The sequence below is a fragment of the Streptomyces sp. NPDC002144 genome (assembly GCF_053593695.1).
Window position 1 is genome coordinate 74645 of sequence record NZ_JBSFDB010000011.1, and the last position, 19803, is coordinate 94447.

At 67.9% G+C, this 19803-nt stretch carries 24 protein-coding genes; 4 read left to right on the forward strand and 20 right to left on the reverse strand.

Going from position 1 to position 19803, the window contains the following annotated elements; all coding sequences use genetic code 11:
* Positions 1-37 precede the first annotated feature (37 nt).
* Positions 38-1234 carry an MFS transporter gene (locus ACWCQ1_RS18545; protein ID WP_358593434.1) on the forward strand — a complete coding sequence of 399 codons (1197 nt, stop codon included), beginning with the start codon at positions 38-40 and terminating at the stop codon, positions 1232-1234.
* Between the two features lie 7 nt (positions 1235-1241).
* On the opposite strand, the gene ACWCQ1_RS18550 is transcribed toward ACWCQ1_RS18545, so the two are convergent.
* Positions 1242-2168, reverse strand: a complete 927-nt coding sequence (locus tag ACWCQ1_RS18550; protein WP_358593433.1) for an oxidoreductase — start codon at positions 2166-2168, stop codon at positions 1242-1244.
* 130 nt (positions 2169-2298) lie between these two features.
* Here ACWCQ1_RS18550 and ACWCQ1_RS18555 point away from each other — a divergent pair, with 130 nt between their 5' ends.
* Entirely contained in the window at positions 2299-2856 is a 558-nt protein-coding gene (locus ACWCQ1_RS18555) for a hypothetical protein (RefSeq protein ID WP_358593432.1), read from the forward strand.
* A 67-nt stretch (positions 2857-2923) separates the two neighbouring features.
* Here the strand turns inward: ACWCQ1_RS18555 and ACWCQ1_RS18560 are convergent, their stop codons facing one another.
* The 17 genes from ACWCQ1_RS18560 to ACWCQ1_RS18640 form a co-directional block, all read right to left on the reverse strand.
* Complete coding sequence (locus ACWCQ1_RS18560; protein ID WP_451026911.1) at positions 2924-3082, reverse strand: hypothetical protein; 159 nt, start codon at positions 3080-3082, stop codon at positions 2924-2926.
* A 164-nt stretch (positions 3083-3246) separates the two neighbouring features.
* Positions 3247-4482 (reverse strand): tyrosine-type recombinase/integrase, encoded by a 1236-nt coding sequence (locus ACWCQ1_RS18565; protein WP_451026912.1) that lies wholly within the window; start codon positions 4480-4482, stop codon positions 3247-3249.
* A 55-nt stretch (positions 4483-4537) separates the two neighbouring features.
* Positions 4538-4726 carry a helix-turn-helix domain-containing protein gene (locus ACWCQ1_RS18570; protein WP_355710693.1) on the reverse strand — a complete coding sequence of 63 codons (189 nt, stop codon included), beginning with the start codon at positions 4724-4726 and terminating at the stop codon, positions 4538-4540.
* Positions 4727-5188: 462 nt separating this feature from the next.
* Positions 5189-6664, reverse strand: coding sequence for an ATP-binding protein (locus ACWCQ1_RS18575; protein ID WP_451026913.1), 1476 nt, complete (start codon positions 6662-6664; stop codon positions 5189-5191).
* A gap of 2 nt (positions 6665-6666) precedes the next feature.
* Positions 6667-7536 (reverse strand): bifunctional DNA primase/polymerase, encoded by an 870-nt coding sequence (locus ACWCQ1_RS18580; RefSeq protein WP_451026914.1) that lies wholly within the window; start codon positions 7534-7536, stop codon positions 6667-6669.
* An 87-nt stretch (positions 7537-7623) separates the two neighbouring features.
* Entirely contained in the window at positions 7624-7914 is a 291-nt protein-coding gene (locus ACWCQ1_RS18585) for a hypothetical protein (RefSeq protein ID WP_451026915.1), read from the reverse strand.
* 16 nt (positions 7915-7930) lie between these two features.
* Positions 7931-8398 (reverse strand): hypothetical protein, encoded by a 468-nt coding sequence (locus tag ACWCQ1_RS18590; RefSeq protein WP_451026916.1) that lies wholly within the window; start codon positions 8396-8398, stop codon positions 7931-7933.
* Positions 8399-8605: 207 nt separating this feature from the next.
* Positions 8606-10729, reverse strand: a complete 2124-nt coding sequence (locus tag ACWCQ1_RS18595) for an FtsK/SpoIIIE domain-containing protein (RefSeq protein WP_451026917.1) — start codon at positions 10727-10729, stop codon at positions 8606-8608.
* Positions 10730-10825: 96 nt separating this feature from the next.
* Positions 10826-11140, reverse strand: a complete 315-nt coding sequence (locus tag ACWCQ1_RS18600) for a hypothetical protein (protein WP_451026918.1) — start codon at positions 11138-11140, stop codon at positions 10826-10828.
* Positions 11137-11298, reverse strand: coding sequence for a pRL2-8 (locus ACWCQ1_RS18605; protein WP_451026919.1), 162 nt, complete (start codon positions 11296-11298; stop codon positions 11137-11139). Before ACWCQ1_RS18605 ends, ACWCQ1_RS18600 begins: the two co-directional genes overlap by 4 nt.
* Before the next feature lie 2 nt (positions 11299-11300).
* Positions 11301-11627, reverse strand: a complete 327-nt coding sequence (locus ACWCQ1_RS18610; RefSeq protein WP_451026920.1) for a hypothetical protein — start codon at positions 11625-11627, stop codon at positions 11301-11303.
* A 3-nt stretch (positions 11628-11630) separates the two neighbouring features.
* On the reverse strand, positions 11631-11834 hold the full coding sequence (locus ACWCQ1_RS18615; RefSeq protein ID WP_451026921.1) for a hypothetical protein: 204 nt from the start codon (positions 11832-11834) through the stop codon (positions 11631-11633).
* Positions 11831-12235, reverse strand: a complete 405-nt coding sequence (locus ACWCQ1_RS18620; RefSeq protein ID WP_451026922.1) for an RRQRL motif-containing zinc-binding protein — start codon at positions 12233-12235, stop codon at positions 11831-11833. Before ACWCQ1_RS18620 ends, ACWCQ1_RS18615 begins: the two co-directional genes overlap by 4 nt.
* Complete coding sequence (locus ACWCQ1_RS18625) at positions 12235-13113, reverse strand: protein spdB (protein WP_451026923.1); 879 nt, start codon at positions 13111-13113, stop codon at positions 12235-12237. The genes ACWCQ1_RS18620 and ACWCQ1_RS18625 overlap by 1 nt, the downstream gene beginning before the upstream one ends.
* The gene (locus tag ACWCQ1_RS18630) at positions 13113-13559 is read right to left on the reverse strand and encodes a Pycsar system effector family protein (RefSeq protein WP_451026924.1); all 447 of its coding nucleotides are present in this window, start codon (positions 13557-13559) and stop codon (positions 13113-13115) included. The genes ACWCQ1_RS18625 and ACWCQ1_RS18630 overlap by 1 nt, the downstream gene beginning before the upstream one ends.
* Entirely contained in the window at positions 13556-13819 is a 264-nt protein-coding gene (locus ACWCQ1_RS18635) for a DUF6284 family protein (protein WP_451026925.1), read from the reverse strand. The genes ACWCQ1_RS18630 and ACWCQ1_RS18635 overlap by 4 nt, the downstream gene beginning before the upstream one ends.
* 87 nt (positions 13820-13906) lie before the next feature.
* A complete protein-coding gene (locus tag ACWCQ1_RS18640; RefSeq protein ID WP_451026926.1) occupies positions 13907-14065 on the reverse strand; it encodes a hypothetical protein in 159 nt (52 codons plus the stop codon).
* Positions 14066-14722: 657 nt separating this feature from the next.
* Here ACWCQ1_RS18640 and ACWCQ1_RS18645 point away from each other — a divergent pair.
* The gene (locus ACWCQ1_RS18645; protein ID WP_451026927.1) at positions 14723-15478 is read left to right on the forward strand and encodes a GntR family transcriptional regulator; all 756 of its coding nucleotides are present in this window, start codon (positions 14723-14725) and stop codon (positions 15476-15478) included.
* A complete protein-coding gene (locus ACWCQ1_RS18650; protein ID WP_451026928.1) occupies positions 15478-16152 on the forward strand; it encodes an AAA family ATPase in 675 nt (224 codons plus the stop codon). The genes ACWCQ1_RS18645 and ACWCQ1_RS18650 overlap by 1 nt, the downstream gene beginning before the upstream one ends.
* A 229-nt stretch (positions 16153-16381) precedes the next feature.
* On the opposite strand, the gene ACWCQ1_RS18655 is transcribed toward ACWCQ1_RS18650, so the two are convergent.
* A complete protein-coding gene (locus ACWCQ1_RS18655; RefSeq protein ID WP_451026929.1) occupies positions 16382-18859 on the reverse strand; it encodes a tetratricopeptide repeat protein in 2478 nt (825 codons plus the stop codon).
* Between the two features lie 11 nt (positions 18860-18870).
* Positions 18871-19290: a hypothetical protein gene (locus ACWCQ1_RS18660; protein WP_451026930.1), complete on the reverse strand. Its 420-nt coding sequence runs from the start codon at positions 19288-19290 to the stop codon at positions 18871-18873.
* Positions 19291-19803: the final 513 nt, after the last annotated feature.

Sequence of the window (19803 nt, forward strand, 5' to 3'; positions counted from 1 at the left end):
TGACCGGCTTCAGGGTTACTCACGTAACGTGTTACTGATGGCAAAGCGTTACTCGACGGCCTCGTACTTCGTCGGTGCGGTGTCCGCCCGCACCGGCGACGAGATGTCCGGACCGGCGATGATGCTGGCCGGATACGCCCTGACCGGCTCCACGGCGACCGCCTCGTCGCTGCTGGCCGGGCTCAACGTCGCCGCGGCGGTCGGCGGACCGCTGCTCGGCGCGTTCCTGGACCGGGCGTCACGCCCGGGCCGCCTGCTGGCCTGCGCACTGGCCGCGTACGGCGCCGGAGTGGCGGCCATCCTGCTGGGACTCGGGCATCTGCCCCTCCCCCTCACCGTCCTGATCGCCGTGTGCACGGGACTGCTCGGGCCGGCGCTCTCGGGTGGCTGGACGGCCCAGCTCCCCCGGGTGGTGGCGGGCGACGCGCTGCCCCGGGCCAACGCCCTGGACGCGATGACCTTCACCACCGCGAGCCTCGCCGGACCGGCCCTCGCGGGGGCGGCGGCAGAGACGCTGGGGGCGCCGACGGCGGTGGCGGTGGCGGTGACCCTGATCGGCCTCGCGACCCCGGCGGCCTGGCGCCTGCCGAGGGTGGCCCAGCGAGGGGTGGCGCCCCGGACACGACCGGGCGGAAGGACCGACACCGCGCGAAGCGCCCCGCTCACCGCCGGGCTCCGGTTCATCGTCCGGCGGCCCGCCCTGGCCCGGGCCACCCTCACCTCGGTCCTGTGCTGTGCTGCCGAGGGCATGTTCACCGCCTGCGTCCCACTCCTCGGGCAGCATGCCCTGGGCGGGTCCGGGCGCGGCGCGCTGCTGCTGTCCTGCACGGCCGGCGCCTCGCTGACGGCCAACTCCGTGCTGGCGCGACACCCCCGCCTGATCACCCCGGACACGGCGATCTGGGTAGGCGCCCTCGTGCAGGCGACCGCGCTGGCCCTGGCGGCGACCGCTCATCCGGTCGTCCTCGTCGCCGCCGCCGTGCTCACCGGCGTCGGCGCCGGACCCCAGCTCACGGCCCTGTTCGCGATACGGCACCGGGAGGCCCCCGACCATCTGCGCGGCCAGATCTTCACCACCGGCGCCAGCCTGAAGATCACCGGGTTCGCTCTGGGCGCGGCGGCCGCGGGCGGGATCGCCGGTCACTCCCTCCCGGCGGCTCTGACCGTGGCGTCGGCCACGGCGGCACTTGCGGCACTGGCTTACTTCGCGGTCTGGCGGGACAGGCCGAGGTGACGCGCCGTCAGCCCTTCAGCGCCTCGTACGCCACACCGGTGAGTCGTTCCGAGGCGGCCCAAAGCCTCGGCCCCGCCGCATCGTTGAGCGTCCAGGGCGCCCGCCACGACGGACCCGGCGCCCCGCGCCACATCATGAACGACGGTCCGGTGAAGGAGTCGGGCCGTACGTCGGGGGCGGTCGCCGCGTACAGCAGGGGCAGGGCGCCGGTCTCCGCGGACTGCGCGAAGACCTGGTTGCCGACCTCCATCAGCCGCTCCCTCAGCCGCCGCCCCTCCATCCGCGGTGCGGCGCCCTGGAGGTTGGTCGCCGCGTATCCGGGATGTGCCGCGGCGGCCACCACGTCCGAGCCGTGGGCCGCCAGCCTGCGCGCCAGTTCGTGGGTGAAGAGCAGGTTGGCGGTCTTGGACCGGGCGTAGGCGACCCAACGCCGGTACCGGCGCTCGCTGTTGAGGTCGTCGGGGTCGATGTTGGCCAGGGCGTGCATGCCACTGGAGACCGTCACGACGCGTGCGCCGGGCGTCGCGAGGATCGAGGGCAACAGCAGGCCGGTCAGGGCGAAGTGGCCCAGGTGGTTGGTGCCGAACTGGGTCTCGAAGCCGTCCGCGGTCGTGCCGTACGGCAGCGCCATCACGCCCGCGTTGTTGACCAGCAGGTCGAGGCGGTCGTACGGGTACGAGGTCGCGAACTCCCGTACGGAGGACAGGTCCCCGAGGTCAAGGCGGGCCAACTCCGCCTTGGTGCCCGGCACTTCGCTCAGCAGCCGTTCCCGGGCCTCGCCGCCCCGCCGCTCGCTGCGACAGGCGAGCACCACGCGGGCACCCTTGCGGGCCAGTTCCCGCGCGGTGGCGTACCCGATCCCGCTGTTGGCCCCGGTGACCACGGCCACGCGTCCGCTCTGATCGGGGATGGCCTCGACACTCCAGCCCGACATGGACGCTCCCTCCGCAGACGGGGTGGGATCCACCCTACGAGCGGAGTCCACCCGATGTAACGTCGGGTGCGGATGGTCATATCCGGAAACCTCTACCACCTGCGGCGGGCTCGTACGTCAGGATGTGCACATGACACGAAACCTGCGCACTCTCCTCGCTCTGTCGCTGCTGCCGGTTCTGCTGGCGGGATGCGGCGCGGACAAGGCGAGCGGGACGGGAGGGGCGGCCGCCGACAGCGCTGAGCTCGCCGCCGCCGCCAAGGACTGGGGTGTCGAGCCGGAGCTCGTCTACGTCACCAAGGTCTCCGGCTACACCGTGTTCCCGGCGTCGGTCGGCTCTTACAAGGATGGTGAGTTCGCCGCCGCGTACCGGTCCGACAAGGGCTCCACGCGGATCGGCCTCTTCGCCGACCACAGCACACTGACAGCCGGGAACTGCGCCGAGCAGCCGCTCGGTGCCGACGCGCTCAAGCCGGTCACCTGCGAGCAGGACGGTGACGCGTGGTACCGCACGGCGGGCGGGGTCCACGAGTACGCGGTGCCCCGCGACGGTGTGGTGGTACGGCTCATCGCCGACAAGAAGAAGGTCGACCGCGCGGCCCTGCGCGAGGCAGCCGAGGCGGTCCACCGCCCGTCCGACGCCGAGCTGGCCGCACTACGACCGGGCGGGGACGGCTCGGCCGCCTGAGAGAGAAAGAACGCCGGCGGCCCCACACGGTGTCGTGTGGGGCCGCCGCCCCGCGTCGTTCTCGCTTTCAGTCCTCCTCGACCAGGCCGATGGCCTCGGGGAACTCCTCCGCCATCGCCCTGCGCTCCGGATTGTCCTCGTCCTGCGCCACCTCGCGGAACAGACGGACGAGTTGCTCCCGAGCGTCCTCGGGAACATCAGTGAGCAGGAAGCCGACCGGCTCCACGATCGTGGTGGCGACGTCCGGGTCGATCTCTTCGTTTTCGGTGTCAGAGACTTAGCTTGACAGTCTCAGCAGATGATGCACGAGAGGGCGGCACCCCCGCACAGGGTGTACGGCCGACTCCCTGACCTGGGAAGTCGGCCGTACCGGGGGGTCAGAGGGCACAGTCAGGGCACATCGCTCAGGGCCGCCTCCATCATGTCGGCCGTCCGGTCCGCCTCCGCCTCCCACAGATGGGTGTAGACGTTCAGCGTGATCGATGGCTTAGCGTGACCGAGTCTCATCTGCACTTGCTTCGGCGTGGCCCCGTTCTTGATCAGAACCGACGCGTAGAAGTGCCGCAGATCATGAAGGGTCGTGTCCTCGGGGACGCGGACCTTGCTGCCGGACTGCTCCAGGTAGGTGTTCGCGCGTTTCACGTTGCGGGCCCATACCTTCGCCCAGCTACCACGCCGGATCGCCCCACCGGTCGCACTGGTGTAGAGCAGGCGGGCGTGACGCCATACGGGCTTTCTCGGGTTGGTCCGATCCTCGATGTAGACGACCTGCGGCGGGAACTCCTTTCGATGCCTGGTGATCTCGTCCACGACCGAACGCCCCTGGGGAACAGACCGGTAGCTCTGCTTGGTCTTCGGCTCCCCGAGGTACGGCACCCCCTTGTCGGGACCGATGAGTTGCTGCTTGACCGTCACGGTCTCGGCAGGCTCTCCGTCCTCCAGCCCGAACAACTCGCCCTGCCGCAGACCGGTGGAAGCAGCCTGCCGCACCAAGGCGCGATACCGGGGAGACGCGGTCACGATCAGCGCCTTCACTGCCTCCGGGTCCAGCGGGTGAATCTCCGGATAGAAGACCTCCGGGGGCTTCAATCCCTCCCATGGGTACTTCGGGATGATCCCTTCTTGGTGGGCCATCTTCAGGATGCTGGTGCAGACGTTCCAGGGCGTCGCGAAGGTCGACGGTGCGATGACCTCAGACCTTTCTTTGATCCACCTCTGTCCGTCCGCCCTCCCAATCCGGCCGATCTCCCGATTGCCGAACGTCGGATAGATGTGCAGCCGTAGGGCCCGCTCGACGTTCGTCTCGGTCCGCTCACGGTGAATGGCGGTCTCCCGCCAGCGCTCAGCGATGTCCCGGAACTTCTGCTTGCCCAGCTCCCGGTTCACGAATGTGCCGGCGTCGAGTTCCGCCTTCACCTTGGCGGCCCGGGAGTCTGCCGCTGTCTTCTTCTCGAAGTTCTCCTTGCGCTGCTTGCCGGACAGGTCCCGGTACCGCACCTGCCACCGCTGCCCTACACCGTGCTCGGAACTGGGATACAGGGTCTGGGTCTTGCTGCTGTGTGCCGCGCACGGCTTGGCGTCGGCCGGCGGGCGGGACAGGTGCCATCGGTCGTACACGTCAGCCATCAGTTCCCCTCCCTCTCAGGGCAGGCCGGGTGGTCGGTCATGAGGTGGGGTCGGGTCATGCTGCGCGTCGGCCTCCGATCTCCTCAGCGTCGTATTTGTCCAGAGCTTCGGCGTCGTACAGAACGTGTCGACCGCGCCTGATGAAGCACTGCGGGCCGGTTTCGGCGTAGCGCCAATAGCGGACAGTCGAGGGCGACGTGCGGTAGCGCTCGGCGACTTCCGCAGTGGTCAGGTACTTCTTCATGTCGTCCTTCCTGCGGGGAAGGGGAGAGAGCGAGTCCCGCCCCGGTGCTCCGGGATGTGTCCGAGGTGCGGATTTCTGCGTCACCTGCGTCATCTGCGTCATTCAGGCTTCTGACCTGCGGCTTTCAGGTGACGCAGAGCGGTGGGGGTGCGTCACCGGTGACGCAAGCCGTTCGTCATCGGTGACGCAGATGACGCGGGGTGACGCAGCCACAGGCCGTCTGCGTCACCCCTGTCTGTGCAGGTCACCGACCGTTTTCCGGGCCCGGGTGACGCAGGTGACGCAGCGTTCCCCTACTTAGGAAAAAAGAGGGGGCTGTCTGTGGTGGTGCGGCGCGGCTCAGGACTGGAAGAAGGAGCCGCTACGCGGCACGACCTGAGCAGGGCGGCGGTGCCGCCGAAGAGCAAGAAGAGCACGCGCGGCCGGTGGTGCTCTTCTTGCTTGTGCGGTGCGGCGAGGCCGCTAGAAGGCCGGCTGCTGCTCGTGGAGGGATGGTGGCAGCAGCCGGGTCATTTCGAGGTAGCGGCCCTCTTTGGTGCGCCCGGAGTCGATGAGGACGCCCCGGGCGGCGAGGGTGGGCTGTAGCCGCTTGAGCCGGTCGGAGAGCACCTTTCCCGTGGTCGGCCACCCTTTGGGCAGGGGCCGGTAGTCCTCGCCGGTGTAGAGGCGGGTGAGGCAGTGCAGCCACTCGGTGGAGGTCATCCGCTGGTCCGTGCCCGGTTCGAGGGTGTCGGCGTACTGGAGGACGGTCTGTGCCAACAGGTCGCCCTCGATTACGTCGTCGTTGAGGTCGTCCAGGCTGGCCCGGTAGGCGGTGAGCGCGCCCAGGCCGGTGGCCGCGTCGAGTTGCGCGCACAGGTGCGCGAAGTCCGCCATGCGCAGGTCGGTGGGGGTTTCCGCTTCGGCCGCGCGGACCTTGACGGTGAGGTCGAGGAGCGAGCCGAGCACCACGGGCAGGATCTGCGCGTACTCGGTCCACAGCTCATCCTCGGTGCGCCGCACCCGGGGCCGCTCCAACCGCAGCGGCAGGAGCCGTTCGGCGAGGTCGGGGCGGATGACGCCGACGTCGATGCCGGTCATGAGCAGGGGGCGGCGGTAGCCGACGCGGAAGACGTCCCCGTCGGTGAACAGGGCGCGTTTGACGTTCTCGGCGCCGGTGACGATGCAGCACATTGCGTCCGAGAGTTCCGGGGTCATGTGGGAGAGGTTGTCCAGGGCGGTGACCCATCCGGCCGCGACCGCTGTGATCAGGTTCTCCTCATCCTTGGGGGCGCGGCGCAGGTCACCGCTCATGCCCTCGATGATCCGCACGAGCATCCGCCCGCCGGTGGATTTGCCCGCGCCCTGCGGGCCGGTGAGGAACGGGGCGGGGACGGGCACGGACGGTGCCAGGCAGCCGATGAGCCATGCGATGGCCAGGCACTCGGTCTCCGCCGTGGCGAAGTTGCACAGCCTCAGCAGCAGGTCGATTCCCTTGCCGTTGGTGTCCTTGGCCGGCAGGGGCAGTTCCCCGGTGAGCTGGGTGCGCCGCCAGGACACCTCACGCGGGTCCGGTACGGCGATCTCCCACCCGGTGGGGTGGATACGGACCGACTGTCCGTCGTCGCGTCCCAGGTCCAGCCACGTCGCCCCGTCGAACCCGGGGGCCACGCGGATATGCACGGGCTGCACGTCCTCGGTCAGGGCGAGTGCTTCGATCAAGTCGAGTGCCTCCTTGAGTGCGGTGCCGTTGAACACGCCGCGCCCGTCCTTGAACAGTCCGACCATGAGTTCCTGGCGGTGGCTGCCGGTGGTGCCCTGGGAGCGGATCGGGCGGGCCACGGGGTGGCCGTTGCGCTGCGCGTAGACGGTTCCGTCGGCGGTGCGGAAGTAGCGGAAGTGCGCCTGTGCGTAGTCGGTGATGATCTCGCGGGCGGGGTTCTTGTCATCCTCGGGCATGGCTACATCCCCAGTGCGGTGCGGGCGTTGGTCCACGCGTCGGTGCAGTGCCGGACGGTTTCGCCCTTGGCCTGCGCGGCGGTGAACAGCCGGGCAATGTGGGCGTCGGTGAGGCAGCCGCACCGCCCGTGCGCGGACAGCACCGCGAGGAACGTGCGGTAGACCGTGGCGTGGATGGCGCTGCGGGCCTCCGTGATGCGCTGCTCCGCCATGGCGATGCCGCGTTCGAGGTAGGTGGGCGTGCGATGCCGACACTCGCCCCCGTGGCCCCCCAGGGGCACTGAGAGCGTCTGTGGCGCCCTGCGAGCGGAGGGCGCCTCCTTTACTGCCAGAGCACGGACAGCGTCCGGCAGGGGGGCCGTGACGCCCTCGCCCCATGCGAGCCAACGGGCGTACTGCATAAGGGACTTGATGTCGACGCCGGGCCGGACCGCGTTCGAGGACGCCATGGTGCCCCGGTAGATCCAGTGCTCACCCCGGGTGGTGGTCACGGTGCGGGTCGCGGGCAGGGTCTCGCGGGCCCAGGCGATGGCGTCCGCGTTGTCGAGGTCGACCACGGTCAGCCCGGCGCCGCCGGGGTGGTAGGCGACAGCCGCCGCGTACCGCCATGCCCGCGTCCAGGCCGGGGAGGTGAGGACGTGGGGGTCGGTGGTGGCGGCGGCCCAGCCGTGGCACGGCAGCGGGCAGGCGCAGGGTCCGGGGGTTTTCATGTTCGGCCGGCCACCGCACGCGTTGCGCACGCAGGCCGGGCAGTTCCCGAACGGCAGCTTCCTCGCCCGCAACGGCAGGGGCGGGACACCGGCCGCCGCAAGACGTAGCGCGGTGCGCAGATGCTCGCTCGCGACTCGCCGGATGTCGGTGGGTTGCGTCATGCTGGGAGACCTCCAACAGGTCTGTTGAGGACTGGAGACAAGGGCGACCTCGGGTTCTTGGCGGAATGGGGGTCGCCCTTGGCGTCGCTAGAAGGGCGGTTCGCTGCTGTAGCCGTCGGGGTCCCACGGGTCGCGGACGTGGTCGTGGCGGCGCAGCCATCGGGGTCGGCGCGGCAGGGGCAGCAGGCGCCAACGCCAGGTCTCGTGCCAGCAGGGGCAGGGCTCCCAGTTGCTGCCGGCGTACTCACCGTTGTGGTCGCCATAGGGGTACTCGAATCCGCCGTCGCCGTCACAGTCAGGGCAGTTGGGGCGGGGTGTGTCGGTCAGGATCAGGGTCCGGCGGGGCCAGCCGCTGGCCTGAACGCGGAGACGGATCACGGTTGTTGGCTCCTTGTCAGCCGTGGAAGTGGTTGCGCTTGAAGATCGCTTTGCGGATGCGGAACGTGTTGCCGCCCGTGCTGTGGCCGGTGGGCTTGAAGAGCTGCACGGCCACGTAGCCGCCGAAGAGCACGGCAGCGAGCGTGATGAGCTCGGTGACCAGCGCGGTCAGCGCGGTGATGAACGTGGTGAGCAGCAGCAGTCCGCCGCACACGGCGAGGAACCCGACGCCCCCGAGGGCGACGTTCACCGCCGCACGCGAGATCGGCGGTTTGACCGCGACCGGTTCGGGCTTGGCCGGGTCGAGGGCGTAGCCGGTGACGACGCGGCCGTCGGGCAGGACGATGCTCGCCACGGTCGGCACGGCGTGCTGCTGGACGGGAACGAGCGGCGCCGGCGCGTGGACGGTGGGCGGTATCGGGGTCGGCTGGTGGACTTCCACGGCCCCTTCGCGGGGCGTGTGGCGGGCAGGCTCGGGGTACATGTGGAATCCCTTCCGAAGTGGCTTCGGGGAGGCGGAGACACCCCCTTGTGGGGGCGTCTGTGAGGGGGTTTTCGGGGGTTGGCCTGGGGTGCCTCCCCGCCTCCCTGAAACGATGTTTGTGCTGATCAGGGCGGGGAGGCGGGGGTGGGGAGGGGGTTGGGGAGTTCTCCCCGCCTCCCCGGTGCGCGCGCGGGTGCCTCCCCGGGGTCAGGAGGCGGAAGCGGAACCGTCCGCGTCGCGGTCGGTGAGGGCGCGCATCACGTCGTCGCGGCGGATGTTCATCAGGCCGTGCGACTTGTACGCCTCGACGCCCACGGCCTCCAGCACGCGCTTGAGGTCGGTGAATGTCCAGTCGCCGTAGGCGTCGTGGCTGAGTCCGTCCAGGCGCTTGAGGACGTCCCGGGTCAGGACCCGCTCCGCGTCCCCGAGCACCCCGGCGATGTCGGCCAGCTCGTCCCGTTGCTCGCCCTGGTCGATGGCGCGCAGGGTGGTGACGCCGTCGCGCAGGGCCTTGGCCCGGGCGGCGATCTCGGCGGCGGGCTCGTCGTCGATGAAGTGGGTGCGCACCGTGATGGACGCCTGCCCCGCCGGGATGGCGATGCCGTCGGAGGCGACCACGAGGGTGCCCTTGTCGAGGCCCTGACGCAGCAGGTGCGGGGCCGCGCCGGCGTTGACGGCCTTGGCACCCAACGCCATCTCCGCCTGAGACTCGGTGCCCACCACGAGGGAGGCGCGGGTGTGGGCACCCTCGCGGACCAGCTTGGGAAGGTTCTGGTCGGTGGGGTCCTGCGTGCCCTGCCACATCAGCACATCCACCGCACGGCCCTGGTTGTGAATCTTACGGACGGCCATGAAGTACCGCGAGGTGGCCTTGGAGCCGCCATACGGGCGCTTGTCGTCGCCGACGACCGGGCACATGAACGCCAACTGCGCCTCGTCCACCAGCACGATCAGCGGATCGAATACCACGCTCGGGTCACGGCGGCGCTCCTCGATCCGCCGGTTCATCTCCTCCACCGCGTCCTCAACCATCTCGGTCGCCTGGATGACGTGGTCGTCGGAGGGGCCCTCGATCAGCACCTGGGCGATGCCCTCGAACATGGCCCAGTCGCCGATGCCCTTGAGGTCGGCGATCCAGAACTGCACCGACTTGTCGAGGGCGAGCCACAGGGCCAGCGCCCGCAGGGATGCGGTCTTGCCCTGGTTGGACAGGCCCGTGACCAGCAGGTGACGCTGATACAGGCTGATCAGGGCGGCGTCGCCGCGCAGGTCCTGACCCCACGGCGCCTTACCGGTCTTGTAGTTCGCGGTCAGGGTTTCGTCGGTGACCAGCGGGGACGGGCCGATCGGCTCGTCCAGCGCGCCCGAGTCGGCGATCCACAGCCGCACCGTGCGCGCGGCCTCGGGGATGGTGATGAACACCTCGTGCTCGTGCCGGGTCAGGTTCTCCGCGAGCTTGCGGCGCTTGGCCTGGATCTCGTTCGTGGCCACTCCGGAGGGAAGGGTGACGTCGACCTCGACACCGCATCCGGCGATCCGGATCGGACCGAGCATGGAGGCGCCGGCGTCGCCCATCTCCGCAATCGCCTTGCGCAGGGCGGGGATGCCGAGGTCGCGCAGGGCCTTGACGACGATGGACGGGGTGATCGGCTCACCCTCACCGCTACGGACGTTGGCGGGCAGGGCCCACGCGGGGGCGGCCTGCTGCTTGCTGCCCACCGCCCACATGCCCAGCAGCGCGACCAGCGGGCCCAGGATGGTGGCGTAGGGCCAGACGATCTGCACGATCCGGATCAGGGCGGCGATGAACTCGATCGTGGCCTGCAGCGGGGTGATGACCTCACGGGCGTCGTGGTTGGCGATGGCCAGCACCACCCCCAGCGCGACCAGCGTGCCCACGCCCATGCCCGCCGTGACCCCGACACCCTTGGCCGCGTCCAGCGGCGAGTGCAGCAGGTCCATCCGGCGGCGGTGACGAGCCTCGCGGAAGCGCTGCAACCGCTCCTCCCACTCTTCGGCGACCTCGTAGTTCCCGGCCGCTTCGGCCGCCCGCAGCATGCGCTCGTAGCGGGCGCCGGTACGGCCGTCCCAGGTGCGACGGGCTACGATCCGGCCCCCGTTGAGCGTGTAGAGGCCATGCCGGGCCACGGCGCGCGCCGTGGTCTTCGTGGTCTCGTGGGTGACCGCGTGCCGGAGGGCGCGGCCGGAGCGAACCCACAGCGGCGTGGGCTTGACCGGGGCGGGCTCGGGGACCACGGTCAGCCGGGTCACGGCCGCCTCGTCGGCAGCCGGTTCGGTGTTCTTGTGCAGGTGAACGACGTTCTCGGACATACGGGAAGTGCTCCTGACTACCCCGAGGGGGGCGGGAGTTGAGGGGAAGTGGCGGGGTGGCCGGGGCCGGTGGCAGGACGGCCACCCCGGGGCAGATCAGCGGCCCTGGCGGGCCTGGTTCTCGATGGCGCTGAGCTGGGAGGGCGCGGTGCGCGGGCCGTCGACCCAGCAGAACGGGCGGATCCCCGCGGCAGCGGTGAAGACACGGATCGCGACACCCTCCGGGGCGTCCGGGAGGGCGTAGACGCGGCCCCCTTCGAGGGAGGCCAGGAGGCGGGCAGCGTGGTGCTCGCACCCGTTCGCGCCGGCGCCCGCCGCGTCCAGCACGGTCACCACCACCGGACCCACACACGGCGTCGGGTCTTCCGGATGGGCGGCGGGGCAGCGCTGGTGGTCCATGCTCCCCGTCACTTCGCCTGCTTGGGCACGAGGGTGGGGCGGCCGTTGACCATGTGGTCGACGCACTGCGGACAGTCCTGCCGGAGGCGGAGCCTGCGGTGAATGCGCGGGTCGTGGGCGTGCTGCCAGCACTGCGGGCACTCACCCGGCGGCGTTGGCCGGTTGGCCATGCTCACCACCACCCCGACGACTTCTTGGCGGCGTCGGCCGCCTTGTCCTTGGCGGCCTCGGTGATGAGCCGCTGACGCTCCATCTGCAACGCCGTCAGTTCAGCGGTCAGCCGCATGTTCACGGCCGTCCACACCTGCTCCAACGCCCGTTCCGCGCGCCCGCTGTCCTTGCCCCGCGCGACCCGGTAGCCACCGCCGACCAGGGCGCCCATGACCTTGCGGCGTTCGGCGCCGGTCAGCGGCCACATCTCCTGGTTCTGCACCGCTTCGATCTTGCGTTCCGTCGCCCGGATCTCCTTGTCCAGGCGACGGGTGTTCGGCTTGCCCATGACTCAGTCCTTCCGCGGGTAGGAGTGGCCGGCGGGCGGGTAGACCGGGACGGCCCGGTCGGTGAGCAGGCCCTCCATCACCACGGCCTCGAAGTCAGCGGCGATGTCGTTGACCGGCTCGAACGCGAACGCGATATCGGCGGCGTCCAGCAGCCACCCGGTGCGTTCGGCGTCGTCATGGCGGGTCTCGCTGAGGTTCGGCTTCACTGCTGACCTCCCAGGCCAGACTCACAGGGCGGGGTGTCGGGAAAGGCGCACAGCACGCACATGCCGAGCGAGCGCGGCAGGCAGTACGCGTAGGTGATCTGGCACTTCGGGCAGGTGCGGCGGGCGAGCATCGCCAGCGCGAGGGCGCCCCACTTGCGCGAGGTCATCGGCCGCACGGGCTTGGCCAGGTCCTCGCGGTACAGGTACGCGACGCGCGGACTGCCCGCGCGGCGGTTGATCCGCATGACCTGCGCCGCTATCGGCTGACCGCCCGGACGCAACCCCTGGGCCCGTAACTGCCGGCGCGTGCACAGTCCGTCCGGGGCGAGTTTCCAGGGGTAGGTGGGGACGCCGTAGCGGGCGCCGGTCGGGTCGAAGCACTTGCCCCACGCCGCGGACATCAGGCCGCTCCGACAACGCGGTTCCAGGCCGCCCGCAGGCGGGTCTCGGAGGCGGCGTGACCGGCCGCGCGGAAGCGCTTGGCCATCACCCGGTACGACAGCGCGGGGGTCTCGCTGGTGCGGATCTCCTCCACCAGCGCGTCAAGCTCCGCGTCGCTCAGCGCCGGACCGGACTCCAGCGCGGGCGCGGCGATCGGCTGGACCGGGCCCCACACGGGCAGTTCCCAGCGGGCCGTGACCTCCTGCGTGACCGGGCCGGTCACGCTGGTCAGCGCCCGCCCGGTGCCCTCACCCTGCCGGGCCGTCTCCAGCGTCGACCAGGCCCCGGCAAGCGTCTTCGCAGTCTTGGCCTGAACGCGAGCGACACGGGCGCCAGCGGCGGTGACCGCCGCAAGCCTCGTCTCCTCGGTAGAGGCTTCCGCCCGCAGCCGGGCCCGGGCCACGGCCGCCTCGTCCCGTGCCTCCTGCTGAATACCGCGGATGGCGTCCAGGGCGAGGGGGGTGAGCGCGGTCCGCTCCCACAGCCCATGCACCAGCCACAGCGCCTTCGCGGCGATCGGCAGCCACGCCACCGCCAGCCACGCGGCGGCGGACGCCTCAGCGGTCAGTGCATGCGCCACGAGGACGCCGGCGGCGATGAGGCCGAAGCACCAGCCCACGGCGGTCACGATGCGGCTGTGGTCGCCCTGCGCGGCCAGGCGGCGTTCGTAGGCGAGGGTGGCCAGCCACCCTCCGTCGATACCGAGGCCGACGACCAGCGCGACCGGCCACGGCACGGCCGTGCCCAGCCACATCACGACCACGGCCAGGGTCAGCACCATGGACACCCCGGTCATCGCCACGGCGGGCAGCACGGTCTTGCCGTTGCGAGCGCTCATCACGCACCCCCGGCGGTGAGCAGGAGGGCGAGGATGAGCAGGGCGCCGCCCGTGCAGGTGAGGTCGACGGCGCGGCGCAGCAGGGTGAACTTGGCGACCGCGAGGCGGGACAGACCGGCGACGTCAGCGGCGAGGTCGCCGCCGTTGACGGTGTCGGTGACCTCGTCGGCCGTGAGGGTGGCCCACAGCGGGAAGCCGTGCCGCCCGCGCAGGTTGGGGCGGACCGAGCGCAGCAGCAGACCGGCCGCCGCCACCAGCAGCACCATTCCGGCGCCGCCGACGATCGCGGCGGCGAGGGGGTGGGGCAGGTCGCGGGCGAGCGACCAGGCACCGGCCAGCACCGCGCCGACGAACGCCAGCAGCAGCGCGGTCTTGCTGTCGGTGCGGGCGATCTCCGCCTTCACCTCCGCATGCGCGGCGGCAAGCTTCGCATCGGTGGCGCTCATGCCGCACCACCCGTCGCGCCGGAGGTGCGGTTGGCCAGCGTGCGCCGCTCGGCGAGTACCCGGCGGTGGGCGCGGCGGATACGCCGGGCGTCCAGCTCGCTCGGGATGCGGTCGAGGGTGATGATCTGCGCGTCGAGCAGGTCGACCTCCGCGAGAATCGCGGGCATCTCCTGCTCGATCGCGTCCAGCTCAGCGTCCGTCGGCTCCATGAAGTCGGCGAACGCGGTAACAGCGTCCTGAACAGTGACGATGTTGCTCATTGGGTCGTGGTCTCCCTGGTAGGTGAAACGGCCCGAAGCACCCACCGGAGTTGCCGCTCCGGTGGGTGCGCGCCGTTGGATGACTGGTCAGCGGTTGGACGCGTTGGCGTGCCCGGTGGCCTTGCGCTGCGCCTCGGCACGGGACTTGCCCTTGCCGTAGACGCGGCCGCACGAGCAGTAGAACGTCCACCACTCGGCACTGGTCTGCTCAACCCGCGTGACGTGCTTGGCACGGAACAGGCCCATCAGGACTCCTGTGAGGTCGAGGTCTGGAGCTCTCGCGGCTCCCCACGCCCCGCCCGTACGGACACCGCACACAGGCGCGGACCGGACGGGCAGAGGAGGCAACCGGCCGCAGCGATCGACACTGCGAAGCCAGAAGGAAGCGAGACCGGGCTTCACCGATGCGCCGTTGCCACGGAGCACCGATCCCGAGCCGGGGAATCGGGTGCGTCATCATCACTGCTCTGACGCCAGCAGGGCGGCGCGTACCAGGTGGCACACGCGGGGGTGACCTCCAGAAATGAAGGGATGATCCCCGCGGTGTTCCTCCAGAGCCGGCACGCAGGGCGGGACAGGTTCACCCGCCGCGAAGTGGCCGCCGACGGCCATCACCCGGGCCGTTGCGGGGACGGGGACTCAAGGCCCCCGCCAAATTGAAGCCCTATTGAATTCTCAATCAACGGACGCTGTCTTCGTACTGACCCCGGCGGGGCTTTCCTCCGAGCGCTAGTGCCGTTCCGGACCGGCACACCCGCGTTGACCGCGGGCACACCGGGGCGCGGTGACCTTCTGTCACCGACCCGACCGACGGGCACATCCCTAGGGTTCCCTAGGGTTCCCTGCGGTGTCAAGCGGTAAGCTAGGGAACCGCAGGGAACTAGAGACAAGGGAGCTGGCGAAATGGCTGGTCAGGCCGACAATCGAGCGCCGTACGCAAAGATTGCCGCCCACTACTCGGAGCTGATCGCGTCCGGCCAGCTACCGCCGGGATCACTGCTGCCGAGCATCAAGAACCTCGCGGAGGAGTGGAGCGTCAGCACCGCAACGGCTGAGAAGGCTTTGCGCAAGCTGCGCAACGAGGGCCTAGTGCGGGGCATCCACGGGATCGGGACGGAAGTCCTTGACCAACCCGCCCCCATGTCCTCGGGGTCTCAGCGACAGGACCGAGGGCGCCGTACCGGATCCAGTTGGGGATCAGGCGAAAGGTCCGACTCGCATGAGGCCGCAGTAGTACCCGCGCCTCCGGAGGTCGCCCAGGCCCTGGGCATCGAACCACGGTCAGACGTCATCCGCCGACGCCGGGTGTACCGAGACCGGCACGGCATCGTCGCGCACAGCACGTCTTGGATTCCGCCTCAGTACGGGAAGCTGATCCACCAGCTGGCGGACAGCGAGCGACTGACCGGAGGAACCTCACTCCAACTCATTGCCGAGGCAACCGGTCTCCCGATCACCCACCGGATCGACTCCGCCTCAGCACGCCTGTTGACGACAGAAGACGCACGGCTCTTGGAGCTAGACCCCGAGAACCCGCCAGCAGAGCCCGTGGTCGTGATGACGGCCAAGTTCATCAACAGCGAGGGCGACGTCGTGGAGTACGGTGTCGACCTCGGAGGTCCTGGTCGCACGTGGCGGACGGAGTCGGAGGTTTCGTAGTGACGACCATGGATGACACCCTTATGAGCGTGCTCGAAGACCGCATGGGCACCCTGCTCGCCGCTCGCCGCGACGGCTTGCTCACCCCGGAAGCCGAAGCGGAGATGACCGCCATCTCCCAGACTCTGACGAGACCGATGTCCCCACGCCCACCGTTCTGCGTCCTGATGGCCGGACTCCCAGGCTCCGGCAAGACCACGCTTTCCCGCGCCCTCACGGATCGCGGGTTCATTCGTCTGTGCCCGGATGAAGAGATGTACCGCAGGCACGGGGTCTACGGCGTGGACTTCCCGCGAGGAACATTCCCCACTCTTGAGCGGCCGGTGCTCGAAGACGTAGCGGCTGAACTCACGGACCAGCTCAAGGCCGGACACGATGTCGTCGTCGACCACGGCTTTTGGACCCCGGAGGATCGGGCTAAATGGCAAGCGATCGCCACCGACGCCGGCGCCACGCCGGTACTGGTCTATCTCGCAGCCAGCCACGATGAACTATGGGCGAGAATCAGCAAGCGTAACGAGTTCCACGCGAACGACCCGAACTCGATCTACTTCTCAGAGAGCGACCTTCAGCGGTACCGAAAGCGGTTCATCCCGCCTAATGCAGACGAACCGCATCTCCTCTACGAGGGCGACACTGCGGCTGTGATCGCGGCCATGGAAGCCTCTCCCTGAACTTCTCTGCAAATCAAGGCCCGCGCACGGCGCGGGCGCGCGCCTACTCTGCGGCGCGGCCTGCCTCCTTGTCTCCGCCTCGGCTGGCCGCGCCCGGCGGCGCGCTACGCGCACGTCGTGCTTACCAGGAGGTCCAGGGACTGCCCGATGCGCCGGAAAACTAGGGGCCGTGATCACTTACCACAAAGCCACCCCACCGATCTAGACCATAGCCTCGAAATCAAGGGGGCTATTTCTTCTTCTTACCGCGCCGCCTTCTGGCTCCTTGAACACGTTTAGCAGGCACCGGAGGAAGCCCCTTGGAGAGCCGCAACCAGTGGGCTGCCTCCTTACCCTTACCGCGTGCGAGCATCATTTGGGATGCTCTTTCGGCTGCGTGACGGTGACCACCGTTGAATGACGCACGGAAATATCGCTCAGCATCCTCAAAGAGTGCGTCCTGAAATGCCATCTCCCCAAGCCAGCATCCAGCGTGAGCGTGTTCGCCATCCAGCGCGGCCGCAAACCAAGTCTTTGCAAGTTCTCGAGCATGGGTGCGATAAAACACACACCCTAGGGCGCAACGGCCCTGAGGCGTAATTTGCCCCTTCACGCGCTCCAAAAGTTGCATAGCTTCATCGGCGTACCCTTGCTTGGCCAGCATGAAGCCAAGATTTTCGGCCGCATCATCGTTGAAATCAGCGATTCTCCGATACAATTCTGCGGCCCTGTCACGAAGCCCTTCCCTTTCGAAATAGAGGGCAAGATTGTAAATTGACCACTCATCATTGCTTTCCGCCCCAAGGATCCAAGCAGCCTTGGCCTGATCACCCTTCCCTTGCTTTAGGTAAAGAGCGCCGAGAATAGAGTTAGCCCCGTAGTATCCAGATTTATTCGCCTCCCTAATAAGGGCTTCGGCCTCCGCGCTTTCGCCGCGCTCCGCCAAAGCCATGGCGAGGTTGGTAGTCCCGTAATGGGACCCTCTTTCGTGAGCCGCTCGGAACCATCTTTCACCTTCCTCAGGATCATCGTCAGCAATCATCGTCCCGTAATTATTCATGGCCGGAACGACGCCCTCTTCAGCCGCCTGGCGATAATTTTCTAGAGCCAAGTCCTTACGGCCGGTCTTGTAGTAGTAAACGGCAAGGTTGTATCGATCTTCGGCTTCATCCTCCATTTCCACCAACATGGTCAACCACTGCTCCGCCTCGTCTGCAGTGTCCAGGGACTCGGCAAGTCCACGAATGGCAAAAGTATCGCCACTCTCGGCACCCTTCCTGAAAAGCTCCACAGCTTTATCAGTGTCACCGCCGGTGCGATACCAGATACCCAGGGGCGCGTAGGCCGAAGTCTCCCCGGTCTCTGCAGCCTTGATCCAAGCCTCTACGGCCTCATTTTCTCGGTCAGTATTGATATACAGTAGACCGAGATGCAAAAGAGCCCTCCCTGAGCCTCGGTTGGCACTTTCCCTCCACGCCTCTTCGGCGATTTCAGTTTCACCGTTAGTCTCAGCAGCCAGGCCAACCAGATACGTCGCCTTCTCCTCCTTAGCGAATTCTAGGATAATCCGCCACGACTCGCTCGGGATTGGTTGACTGGAATTGGAGCGCATAAACTCATCCGCAAGGTAGTCGAACACCTTGAATCGCCCCGGATGTTCCGTCGCAGGCATAAGTAGACTCGTGACGCCAAACCGTAGGCATGTAGCCCATTCGAAGGCCTCTTCGATCGTCTCGGGGCGCGAGGCCGCCCCACCTACGCGCGCGAGGTAGGTCTCGTGCATGCTCACAAGGAGATCGCGAGTTACTGATTGGGTGATGCCTGCTCTCACGCAGTCAACAGCAGCTGCTACAAGTGCTGCACCACGTGGATTAATTCCGGGCCCCCAAGCCAAGATCCACTCTTGATATAGTCGCGGACCAGCAGCGAGATACTCGGCTACACCATAATGGGTGCTGAATGCGACGGCTCCCTGGACCCGGATATCCTCCACCTGCCGAGCTCGCTCAATTTCTTCAGGAACCCACAGCCGTGGCAACACCATTACATTTATCTGCTCCAAGATCCGTCGCCCGAGATTATTGCTTTCATCGTTGGCGGCCGAAGTATGCAAGGTAATGGAGGGGATGAACTGCCGGTACTGCTCTGCCCGCATTGTTGACAGGATCGGGATACGAGCTCTTCGCAGTAGGCCCAGTACCTGCGGAGTGAGTCCTTGCGGGCCAATATAGCGCTCAAGATTATCGAGCCAAAGGACACAAGTCTCTTTATGCTCAATCAGCGCAGGGAGGGAAGAGACGAGATCCTGGCCATCGAAGGGGGCAAAAACGCTGTGCTCACTGAAGCATTCTTTGAGCGCTTCAAAGGCAGCCCTTGTCTTGCCAGCCGTGGAGTCTCCTACGATGAGAATCGGTTCCCCGGTCCGGGGAATCCGACTTATCCTAGCGCGCAGCTCTGAGTCAATCTGGCGCACCACATAGGGAGGCAAGTCACCTTCAACGTCAGTAGCTGCATGGTGCACACCCAGCTCAGTCGCTGTCACTTCAGCGACTCGGGCAGCCGTAAAAGGAAGAGGTACCTGTGCGGCATCAGCAGACTCTGCCAGATTGGCGAGAATGAACGAATCTGCATTGATTTGGACGCCCGACTGCTGCTGATAAACCCTGCCTTGCTTTTGGGCGCGACCTGAGAAGAAATCACGATGGACGGCGTGCTCAAGATGGTCCACTTTAGACCGTCCTAGTAATTATTCTGCGTTCCGGTGCCCTGCTGATAGACACGGCCACCGTCACGAGCGGTGGCGGTTTGATGGATGCTACGGACGATTCCCTCTTTGGCTGAGTCCAGAGAAGACCACTCGCTCAGGAGCGATTGCAACTCGGCAATCAACTCCGGCTCGTCTCGAATGAGGCGCCTCAATTTGCCGCGCCATTGTTGACGTAGTTCATCTTGCGTGTCTTGGTCGCCGCTTTCCAGCGATGCCCTGAGCTCCCGTGCCGACTCTTCGAGTTCATCTTCGATAGGTCCATCCCCGCCCGTGCGGCCACGCCGGAAGAGGGCCGCTACGCCACCCTTGACCTGTTCCCAGACTTCACTCGTCATCAGTGAGACAAGAGAATTGGCACTCGTCGTAACGAGCGCCAGAGCAGCAGCATCCATCGAATCCCCCACCAGACTTTGCGGCCAGGGAAGCAGCCTACGAGACCGTGGCACGCGGCGCAGCCGATCCCCCGAACCTGGCGCCTTCAAAGAGCACGCGTGTGGGAGTCGCCGCCCGGGTGCACCCCAGGTGCGACGGAAACACGAGCGCCCTCCCGGGGGCCGCACTGGGACTGCGGGAAGGGCGCTCAAAGTGACCAACGCCGATACTGCCGACACTTCAGCGACAGCTCAGGATGCTGAGGGCCGGGGCCTCTGTGGTGGCGGCCCGTGACACGCCCTAGCCATACCCCAGGGCACAACGAGGGCACAGCGCCCTCGCGCGACTTCAACCGCAACCAACGCCAGCAAACGCTATTTTCCCTGTTCAGCGCCTTAGCTTGACAGTCGCCGCAGATGATGCACGAGAGAGCGGCACCCCCGCACAGGGTGCCGCCCTCCTGGTGGTCCGGAACCGTTGCCCATCGGTGTTGAGGGTCGGGGACGGGTGGCGGTTCCGGGGTCGGTGGGGTC

Bases quoted from the DNA above. Each gene is read 5' to 3' on its own strand.
- ACWCQ1_RS18545 (WP_358593434.1), top strand. From the start codon at position 38: ATGGCAAAGCGTTACTCGACGGCCTCGTACTTCGTCGGTGCGGTGTCC.
- ACWCQ1_RS18550 (WP_358593433.1), bottom strand. From the start codon at position 2,168: ATGTCGGGCTGGAGTGTCGAGGCCATCCCCGATCAGAGCGGACGCGTG.
- ACWCQ1_RS18555 (WP_358593432.1), top strand. From the start codon at position 2,299: ATGACACGAAACCTGCGCACTCTCCTCGCTCTGTCGCTGCTGCCGGTT.
- ACWCQ1_RS18565 (WP_451026912.1), bottom strand. From the start codon at position 4,482: ATGGCTGACGTGTACGACCGATGGCACCTGTCCCGCCCGCCGGCCGAC.
- ACWCQ1_RS18570 (WP_355710693.1), bottom strand. From the start codon at position 4,726: ATGAAGAAGTACCTGACCACTGCGGAAGTCGCCGAGCGCTACCGCACG.
- ACWCQ1_RS18575 (WP_451026913.1), bottom strand. From the start codon at position 6,664: ATGCCCGAGGATGACAAGAACCCCGCCCGCGAGATCATCACCGACTAC.
- ACWCQ1_RS18580 (WP_451026914.1), bottom strand. From the start codon at position 7,536: ATGACGCAACCCACCGACATCCGGCGAGTCGCGAGCGAGCATCTGCGC.
- ACWCQ1_RS18590 (WP_451026916.1), bottom strand. From the start codon at position 8,398: ATGTACCCCGAGCCTGCCCGCCACACGCCCCGCGAAGGGGCCGTGGAA.
- ACWCQ1_RS18595 (WP_451026917.1), bottom strand. From the start codon at position 10,729: ATGTCCGAGAACGTCGTTCACCTGCACAAGAACACCGAACCGGCTGCC.
- ACWCQ1_RS18605 (WP_451026919.1), bottom strand. From the start codon at position 11,298: ATGGCCAACCGGCCAACGCCGCCGGGTGAGTGCCCGCAGTGCTGGCAG.
- ACWCQ1_RS18610 (WP_451026920.1), bottom strand. From the start codon at position 11,627: ATGGGCAAGCCGAACACCCGTCGCCTGGACAAGGAGATCCGGGCGACG.
- ACWCQ1_RS18620 (WP_451026922.1), bottom strand. From the start codon at position 12,235: ATGTCCGCGGCGTGGGGCAAGTGCTTCGACCCGACCGGCGCCCGCTAC.
- ACWCQ1_RS18625 (WP_451026923.1), bottom strand. From the start codon at position 13,113: ATGAGCGCTCGCAACGGCAAGACCGTGCTGCCCGCCGTGGCGATGACC.
- ACWCQ1_RS18630 (WP_451026924.1), bottom strand. From the start codon at position 13,559: ATGAGCGCCACCGATGCGAAGCTTGCCGCCGCGCATGCGGAGGTGAAG.
- ACWCQ1_RS18635 (WP_451026925.1), bottom strand. From the start codon at position 13,819: ATGAGCAACATCGTCACTGTTCAGGACGCTGTTACCGCGTTCGCCGAC.
- ACWCQ1_RS18640 (WP_451026926.1), bottom strand. From the start codon at position 14,065: ATGGGCCTGTTCCGTGCCAAGCACGTCACGCGGGTTGAGCAGACCAGT.
- ACWCQ1_RS18645 (WP_451026927.1), top strand. From the start codon at position 14,723: ATGGCTGGTCAGGCCGACAATCGAGCGCCGTACGCAAAGATTGCCGCC.
- ACWCQ1_RS18660 (WP_451026930.1), bottom strand. From the start codon at position 19,290: ATGGATGCTGCTGCTCTGGCGCTCGTTACGACGAGTGCCAATTCTCTT.